Consider the following 7,830-nt stretch of genomic DNA (forward strand, 5'->3'; position numbering starts at 1 on the left):
CCTGCCGGCTATCTCGCGACCACGCGCAAGTCTCGTGGATAATCTGTCAGGTATTCGGACCCGGTCTTGGTGACGACGATTGAGTCCCCGATCCTGGCGCCAAGCCGGCCGTTCAGGCTGATGCCGCCGTCCACGGCAAAGGTCATCCCGGGCTGCAGGATGGTCTTGTCTCCCTGTTTGAGTTCGGGCGCCTCGAGATAGGACATGCCAATCGAGCGCCCGGTCCGATAGCCAGTGGAATAGCCGCGCGCAGCGTAAACCCGGTTGGCGGCTTCGGCGATGCTCTCGGCGGTGACGCCTGGACGGATTGCGGCGATCGCCGCCTGCTGCGCATCGATCGCCGCTTGCTGCACCAAGCGCGCCTCATCAGACACTTTGGAAATGAAGAACATGCGGTCGAAGCCGAGCTTGTACTGCTTGAACTCCGCCATGTTGCAGAAGCAGAAATAGACCGGGTCGCCTTTCTCTAGGCGCTTAACACTAGCGCGGCGGTGAACCATGGAGGTGTCGCGGCCGGATTGCATGATCTGCAGGTTGTGGATCAGCGGTGAGACAAAGGCTTCCCAACCCTTCGACGTCAAGAAGCTCGCCGCCTTGCGAGTCCCGGCGTTGATGATAGCCAGGGCGGCCTCGTATTCCGGCGCCCCCTCGGCGAGCGCGCCTTCCGCTGCCGCCATCATTGCTCCAGCGATGGCACCAGCGTGGCGCATGACCGCGATCTCTTCGGGGCTCTTGATCATCCGCATGGTGCCCAGGATTGGGCCGACATCGCACAGCGGGACGCCTGGATGACTCGCGTCGAACCAATTCCGCACCACCGCCGGCATAATCGCGATCTCGGTGGCCACGCGGCCCGGCGTAGGGCCCAGCGCGCGCGCCAGCACGGTTTCCCAGCGATCGGCTCCTGCATCTTCCCATGTCATGATGTCCTCGACCCAGGTCATTGCCGAAACCATCTCGCTTTCCATCAATGGGGTTACGACGACTGGCGCGGCCTCGGGCCGAAGGATGAGGAAGGTGGGCCGGCCGAATTCCAATGAGAGATAGCCCCAGAAGCCGGCGAGATAAGCGATTGAACTTTGGTTGGTGAGGACGGCGACATCGATGCGCTCTTCTTTCAGGCGCTGTTGAAAGACGCGGGTTCGCTGGCGGGCTTGGTCGAGCATGGTGATTTTCCCTGCAATGACGCTTTGAGGCTCAGGTTTCAGCCGTAAGGAGGTGGGCATCCTCGGCATTCCAGCCGAGGCGCACGCTGTCGCCCGGGGCCACCCGCGCATGAATGACCGGATCGGCGCTGCTGACGAGCATGCGCTGACCGATAGCATGGACGTTGAAGCGCACCTGATGGCCGAGGAAGGTGCGGTCGAGGACAATTCCCTCGATGCACTGGTCGGCGGTTTCCCCGAGCTGTAGAAACCTTATCCGTTCCGGACGGACCGAGACAGTCGTACTTCCGCTAGGGCCTGGGATTAGGTTGGTCTCACCTAGGAAGCCCGCAACAAAGGCGGTGCGCGGACGGTGATACACTTCGAACGGGCTGCCGATTTGGACGATGCGCCCCTTATTCATGACTGCAATGCGGTCGGACATCATCATGGCCTCGTCCTGGTCGTGAGTGACGAACAGGATCGAGACGCCGGTCCGTTTCTGGAGTTCCTTGATCTCGATCTGCATGGCTTCGCGCAGCCGGCGGTCAAGCGCACCAAGGGGCTCATCCAGCAGCAGGGCGTCCGGCTCAAAGACCAGGGCACGGGCTAAGGCGACGCGTTGCTGCTGCCCGCCCGACAGCGCGCGTGGCTTCCGGTCGGCGAAATCGGCAAGCCCAACCTTCTCGAGCATCTCGCGGGCGCGTCGCGCACATTCGCTAAGGGGGAGGCCGCGCATCCGCAGTGCGAACTCGACGTTCGCCTTCACGGTCATGTGCGGGAACAGGGCATAACTCTGGAACACAACGCCGAAATTTCGTCCGCTCGGCGGAAGACGCGAGACGTCGCGGCCGTCAACCCGGATTTCGCCGACGCTCGGCTGCTCGAAGCCGGCGACCATCATTAGGGTGGTCGTCTTGCCGCAGCCACTCGGCCCCAGCAGCGTCAGGAATTCGCCCGTCTCCACTGCGAACGATACGTCTTTGACAACCTCGGGGCCGGCACCATAGCTCTTCTTGACGGCAACCAGTTCCACGCGCCCGGAGCTACGCTTGATAGAGGGGGACGTGCTTTCCGACATGATTTCTGGTCTTCGCATCAACATTTCGGTCGGTCCAAGTTCAATTGTCGGGGGTTGTGCGACTACGGCGGGCGACGCAGCCCCGGGCGAGCAGAGCAATTGCGGCCAGGGCGACGAGCAAGGTCGCGATCGCTGCGATCCTCGGCGTCAGATCGTATTGAATACTAGTAAACATGCGCACCGGCAGCGTTGTCGCCTCGGGGCTTTGCAGAAACAGCGCGATCACCACTTCGTCGAACGAAACGGCGAATGCGAAGAGCGCTCCCGCCAGCACCCCCGACCGGATCGCCGGCCAGTAGACGTGGCGCAGCATCGAAAGTGGACGCGCTCCGAGGCTGCTGGCGGAGCGCGCCAACGCCGGATCCAGCCCGGCTAGGACAGCCTGCACGGTCACGAAGACGTAAGGTGTCACGAGCAGGCTGTGCGCGAATCCGATCTTGACCCAGGCTGCCAGGAACTGCAGCGGGACGAAGAACAGATAGTCTGCAAGGCCCAGCACCACTAATGGCATCGCGATTGGCGCCAGAATGATACTGACGACAACGGCGTTCCCGCGGAAGCGCCGGCCCTGTAGAGCGATGGCAGCACAAGACCCGGAGAGGCAGGCAACCATCATCGCGAGCAGCGCAACTTTCAGAGAGACCAACGTCGAGGTGATCCACTGCTCATCCTCAAAGTAATCGGCGAAGGCGTGGATCGAAATCCATTCTGGCGGGAACTGGATCATCTGGCCCTTGGTCAACGCCATGGGAATGATGATCAGGCTGGGCAGCAGCAGATAACCGCCGATCGCCAGGGCTGCGCCGAATAACACGGGACGGCTTAGCCATTCAAACCGCCCCATACTGCCCCTCTCGCGGAACGCGCTGATAGGCGATCACCAGAATGGAAACGCTCGCAATCATCAGCATGGCGAGCGCGGCCGCACTGCCGAAGTCGACGATCTTGTGGGCGTAGAAATCGACTAGGTTGGCGACCATCATATCCCCCGGGCTGCCAAGGATAGTTGGCGTAATGAAGAAGCCGGTCGACACGATGAAGACAAGCAGGCCAGCTGACAGTACGCCCGGCAGGCTCAAGGGCAGTATCACGACGCAGGCTGCACGACTGAACGAGGCTCCGAGACTTTGCGCCGCGCGAATCAGCCGCCAGTCGATTGCGGTCAGCGTCGCGTAGATCGGGAAGACGGCGTAAGGTAACACGTAATGCACCAAGCCGAGGATGACGGCGAAGCGGTTGTGCAGCAGCGATATGCCGTCGGTGTCGACGCCGAGCGCCTGCAGCCCGTTCAAGACTACGCCGTTGTCCTGCAGCAGCGCCGCCCAGGCGAAGTTTTTTGACCAGCACGCCGGTCCAGAACGGCAGCATGACTAGGCCGAGCAGCACTGCCCGGAGCACCGGCGTCGCCCGCCACATCGCTGCAGCATAGATGTAAGCCAGGATGAGCGCGACCACCGTCGTGGTCGCGCTGATTGCGACGGTGTTTTCGATCACGCGCCACAGCACCGGCGTCTCGAGTACGTTGCGAAAGTGGCCGAGGCCCCCGGCCAGGCTGGTCTTTATGATCAAGGCGAGCGGCGCCAGCATCAAGAGGCCATACAGCACGGCGATCGGCAGCAACAGCAGACGGCGATCCGCACGCGAGGGCAGCCCCCGCCACCGCGCGGCCGTCGTCTCAGCCGCCTGACCCAAGTTGGCCATCCGGCCTGCCTCCCTGCACCTTGTCAGATCAACTGCCACTGCTTGAACTTGAGCAGGGTCTTCTCGAGATTTTGCGCCCACCAGGTATCGCTCTTGACGAACACCTTGCCCTTCAGCTTCGGACTGGTCGGCAGGGTGTCGGCGAGGTCGGCAGCCACCAGCTTCAGCGCGTCGGCATTCGTGCTGGTGTACGTCGTGAGCTTCATGAATTCGGCGGCGGCCTGATCGTCGGTAATCATGTGGTTGATTAGGCGAAAGGCGTTGTTCGCGTTGTGTGAAGTCTTCACTACCCCAAGATAGTCGCCGCTGACGCCACCATATTCTGAGGTGAAGCCGATCTTGGCGCCGCTGCGGCTGGCTGGAATGACGCGCCCATTGAAGGAGCTCGCCAGAGTCACTTCGCCTGAGCTCAGCTGCTGGATCGGCTCCTGGCTGGTGTTGTGCCAGATGATGTTGCGCTTGCCGAGGCGCTCCAGGCTTTTGAAGGCGCGATCGACATTCAAGGGATAGAGCTGGTCCATGCCGACGCCGTCAGCCAGCAGCGCGGCCTCCAGCGCGCTGCCGTCGCTGATGTTTGCGCTCAACGACCGCTTGCCCGGATACTTCGCTGTATCCCAGAATTCGGCCCAGGTCTTCGGCGCCTTGTCATCGGGGATCCTTCGCTGGTCCCACGCCATGACGAATAGGAACAGGGCATACTTGATACCGTGCGTACTCTTGCAGTCGGCGGGGATCTTCGCCGTATTGACCACACCGGTGTCCAACGGCAGCAGCAGATCTTGCTTCACCGCAACTTCATATTCCGGCCCGGTCAGCTCCACGATGTCCCATTGGGCCGGATCGATCGAGGCCTGCAACTTTGCGAGCGCCAGCGACGCATCTGCACCGAGGGAAACCTTGACGCCGGTCTTCTGCTCGAAGTCTTGGAGGAAAGCCTTCGTGATGTTGTCGTTGTAGGGTCCGCCATAGCAGGCGAAATTTACCGCCTCGCTGGCGGCAAGCGCAGCGCCGCTCCAGCGGGAGCCGAGTCCGGGCAGAGCGGCGGCACCTACGAGTGCCTCGCCTAGGAACCAGCGGCGCGAAACCTCACGAGTCTCTATTGACATGCGCACTCTCCTGCTGGGGGCGGCCCGCGCCTTTTAGCTGCTGCAAGGAAGGTGTATACACCATGCGCGGCGTCATTGGCAAGTTCCGTCTTTTTGCCACTTTCTTATTGCTCGTCTGATATTGGTGTATCCACCCTGGCAGAACAGTAGGAAGGAAGCGCCAATGCCGCCCCAGTCAGAAGCTCCAGTAACCCGGCCAGCCGGTGCCATTAGGTTCGATCGCAGCCGTCACCACCGTGCCAAGATCGGATTCGTGCTGCTCGCGACCGAGCAGACGATCCAGGATGACGTGATGAAGCTCCGGCCTGACGGTGTCGGCATCCATTTCGCCCGTGCAGCCATTCCCGACAGCATCACCAGCGCAACCCTCGCCGCCCAAGCCGAGCTACTGGCCGATTGCGCCTCGACCCTGTTGCCGGACGGCAGCCTCGACGTCATCTGCTATGCCTGTACCTCTGGGAGCATGGTGATTGGCGAGGATCGGGTGGCCGCGGAGCTGAAGAAAGGCGCGCCCAACGCGCGGCCGACCAGCCTGATCACCGGCGTCATCCGCGGCTTGCAAGCGATGAACGCGCGTCGGATCGTTGTCGCGACTCCCTATCTTGATGAGATCAACGACTGCGAGGCGGCCTATCTGCGGAAGGCAGGATTTGACGTGCTGGCGGTCGCCGGACTGAATCTGGAGAAAGATAGCGATATGGTACGGGTCGCGCCCGACTACATCGCGGAGTTCGCCCTATCCATGGACCGGCCTGACGCGGATGCGATCTTCGTCAGCTGCGGTGCGCTGCGCACCCTGGATGTCGTGGGGCAGATCGAACAGACGGCGGCCAAACCGGTGATCGCCAGCAACCAAGCTATGATTTGGGACACACTCCGGCTTGCCGGCATCCAAGATCGCATCGCCGGCCACGGCCGCCTGCTGATGGAGCACTGATCGACGCCATGATGGATTCCGTTGAAGAGAGGAGCGGCAAGCGGGTCGCAACAGAAGCGATCTATGAGACGCTGCGCGACCGCATCTGCTTGCTGCAATACCCGCCGAGCACGATCCTGAAGGAGGCGGAGATCGCGGCCGAATTCGGCGTCAGCCGCACGCCTATCCGCGGCGTGCTGCAGCGCCTGATCTTCGGCGGGCTGGTCGAATCCTGCGACGGCATCGGTACCATCGTGACTTCGCTCGCGCTCCCAGAGCTACGCGACATCTATGAGGTGCGCCTGAAGATCGCCGAGATGATTGGCCATCTCTCGCCCAATCCCTGCACACAGGCGCAGATTGCCCAAGCTGCCCTGCTGCGTGCCAGGGCCAAGAAGCTAACTGAGACCTTCGAGCTCATCGAATACTGGAAAATCAATCACGATCTTCACTTCCTGATCGGGGGCCTGATCGGCAACGCGGCGTTGCGCCAAATGTGGGATCATTTTTATTTCCAAGCCGCACGGATCTGGTATTCCCTGGCTCAGGAATTCGCTGCCGAAGCATCTGCATCTCTGGTGGATGAGCTCGCGGAAGTGGACAAGGCAATGAAGGATGGCGACATAGTTGCGGTCGGCTATATTGAGCGCAATTACATCGCCTTCGGGTTGAGAAAGGTGAATGCGCACTTCAGCCAAAGTCCTACCACGAAGCTGGCTTTACTTAAGCGCCGGCCGTAAGCTTGCCTCACGCAGTGAGGCTGTGAAGGACGGGCTTGGCCGCCTTGCACCATTCGCGTACTCTCGACGGTTATCCCCGGATGGATGGCATGGTTGAAAATTCGATCGATCAGCGGGGAAGACGTTCCCGCTCACTGAACTAGCTGGGCCGTGATCATCGAGCGCCGCTCAACGCGCTGTGATCACTTCGAAGAGCACGTTTGTTTCGGGCTGATTGTAGGAGACTCACAGGCAATCTCGTCGGAAGCGACAGCTCGCGCCAGGCGGATTGCAAGCGCTCCAGGAATCGGTGGTGTGCTCAACCAATCCGCGCCAGCCATTAACTAGCGCAAGCCATCGCTATCCTGAGATGGCATTGCCCTCTGATGAACCGAATAGCAACACGTTCGGAAAACCTACACGCTGTAATCTCGACCGTTCTTTGAACGGGCCGATAAGGACCAATCGAGCTCGGCGAGCGACTGGGGGCTTTTCGAGTACCTCTGGCCCCTCTGATGGACGGCGCAACGACGGTTGCAATCGCGCACAGCGAGGCGAATTAGACCCAGCTTTACTTCAGTGCGACGCGAAATTCGGCCTCGGTCTTGGCCTTGACCTCGTCGAGCGAGACGCCGTCGGCGAGCTCGATCAGCGCCATGCCGCCGCTGCCGTGCTTGTCGATGGTGAAGACGGCCAGGTCAGTCACGACCATGTCGACCACGCGCTCGCCGGTCAGCGGCAAATTGCACTGCTTCAGGAGCTTTGGACCGTCCTTGGCCGAATGCTCCATCACCACGACCACGCGCTTGACGCCGGCGACGAGATCCATCGCGCCGCCCATGCCCTTGACCATCTTGCCGGGGATCATCCAGTTGGCGAGATCGCCGTTCTGGGCCACCTGCATGGCGCCGAGGATCGACAGATCCATGTGGCCGCCACGGATCATGCCGAAGGAATCCGCGCTCGAGAAATACGAAGTCGACGGCAGTTCGCTCACGGTCTGCTTGCCGGCGTTGATGAGATCGGCGTCCTCTTCGCCCTCGTACGGGAACGGGCCCATGCCGAGCATGCCGTTCTCGCTCTGAAGGCTGACGTCCATGCCGTCCGGGATGTAGTTCGAGACCAGCGTCGGGATGCCGATGCCGAGATTGACGTAATAGCC

9 protein-coding genes are annotated in these 7,830 nt (G+C 61.4%); 3 read left to right on the forward strand and 6 right to left on the reverse strand.

The genetic code is table 11. The annotated features are described in order from the left end of the window. Positions 1-8: 8 nt before the first annotated feature. Genes AC0L3U_RS38080 through AC0L3U_RS38095 form a run of 4 tightly spaced genes read right to left on the reverse strand, consistent with a single transcriptional unit; the run spans position 9 to position 3,518 of the window. Positions 9-1,166: a M24 family metallopeptidase gene (locus tag AC0L3U_RS38080; protein WP_259219451.1), complete on the reverse strand. Its 1,158-nt coding sequence runs from the start codon at positions 1,164-1,166 to the stop codon at positions 9-11. Between the two features lie 31 nt (positions 1,167-1,197). Continuing rightward, positions 1,198-2,226, reverse strand: coding sequence for an ABC transporter ATP-binding protein (locus AC0L3U_RS38085; RefSeq protein WP_259219450.1), 1,029 nt, complete (start codon positions 2,224-2,226; stop codon positions 1,198-1,200). 40 nt (positions 2,227-2,266) lie between these two features. Next, the gene (locus tag AC0L3U_RS38090) at positions 2,267-3,070 is read right to left on the reverse strand and encodes an ABC transporter permease (protein WP_259219449.1); all 804 of its coding nucleotides are present in this window, start codon (positions 3,068-3,070) and stop codon (positions 2,267-2,269) included. Beyond that, on the reverse strand, positions 3,057-3,518 hold the full coding sequence (locus tag AC0L3U_RS38095; RefSeq protein ID WP_473364918.1) for an ABC transporter permease: 462 nt from the start codon (positions 3,516-3,518) through the stop codon (positions 3,057-3,059). The genes AC0L3U_RS38090 and AC0L3U_RS38095 overlap by 14 nt, the downstream gene beginning before the upstream one ends. 149 nt (positions 3,519-3,667) lie before the next feature. Here AC0L3U_RS38095 and AC0L3U_RS38100 point away from each other — a divergent pair, with 149 nt between their 5' ends. Then, positions 3,668-3,913 carry a hypothetical protein gene (locus AC0L3U_RS38100; RefSeq protein ID WP_473364919.1) on the forward strand — a complete coding sequence of 82 codons (246 nt, stop codon included), beginning with the start codon at positions 3,668-3,670 and terminating at the stop codon, positions 3,911-3,913. Between the two features lie 37 nt (positions 3,914-3,950). On the opposite strand, the gene AC0L3U_RS38105 is transcribed toward AC0L3U_RS38100, so the two are convergent. After that, entirely contained in the window at positions 3,951-5,033 is a 1,083-nt protein-coding gene (locus AC0L3U_RS38105) for an extracellular solute-binding protein (protein WP_259219447.1), read from the reverse strand. 253 nt (positions 5,034-5,286) lie between these two features. On the opposite strand from AC0L3U_RS38105, the gene AC0L3U_RS38110 reads away from it, so the two are divergent. Both AC0L3U_RS38110 and AC0L3U_RS38115 read left to right on the forward strand, forming a co-directional pair. Further along, positions 5,287-5,970, forward strand: a complete 684-nt coding sequence (locus tag AC0L3U_RS38110) for a maleate cis-trans isomerase family protein (RefSeq protein ID WP_259219446.1) — start codon at positions 5,287-5,289, stop codon at positions 5,968-5,970. An 8-nt stretch (positions 5,971-5,978) separates the two neighbouring features. Beyond that, positions 5,979-6,689 carry a GntR family transcriptional regulator gene (locus AC0L3U_RS38115; RefSeq protein ID WP_473364920.1) on the forward strand — a complete coding sequence of 237 codons (711 nt, stop codon included), beginning with the start codon at positions 5,979-5,981 and terminating at the stop codon, positions 6,687-6,689. Between the two features lie 550 nt (positions 6,690-7,239). Here the strand turns inward: AC0L3U_RS38115 and AC0L3U_RS38120 are convergent. After that, the coding region (locus AC0L3U_RS38120) for a 3-oxoacid CoA-transferase subunit B (protein WP_473364921.1) at positions 7,240-7,830 on the reverse strand (591 nt) is incomplete at its 5' end.

The organism is Bradyrhizobium sp. Kon69 (assembly GCF_055807515.1).

Bases quoted from the DNA above. Each gene is read 5' to 3' on its own strand.
- AC0L3U_RS38115 (WP_473364920.1), top strand. From the start codon at position 5,979: ATGATGGATTCCGTTGAAGAGAGGAGCGGCAAGCGGGTCGCAACAGAA.
- AC0L3U_RS38100 (WP_473364919.1), top strand. From the start codon at position 3,668: ATGAGCGCGACCACCGTCGTGGTCGCGCTGATTGCGACGGTGTTTTCG.
- AC0L3U_RS38080 (WP_259219451.1), bottom strand. From the start codon at position 1,166: ATGCTCGACCAAGCCCGCCAGCGAACCCGCGTCTTTCAACAGCGCCTG.
- AC0L3U_RS38105 (WP_259219447.1), bottom strand. From the start codon at position 5,033: ATGTCAATAGAGACTCGTGAGGTTTCGCGCCGCTGGTTCCTAGGCGAG.
- AC0L3U_RS38090 (WP_259219449.1), bottom strand. From the start codon at position 3,070: ATGGGGCGGTTTGAATGGCTAAGCCGTCCCGTGTTATTCGGCGCAGCC.
- AC0L3U_RS38085 (WP_259219450.1), bottom strand. From the start codon at position 2,226: ATGTCGGAAAGCACGTCCCCCTCTATCAAGCGTAGCTCCGGGCGCGTG.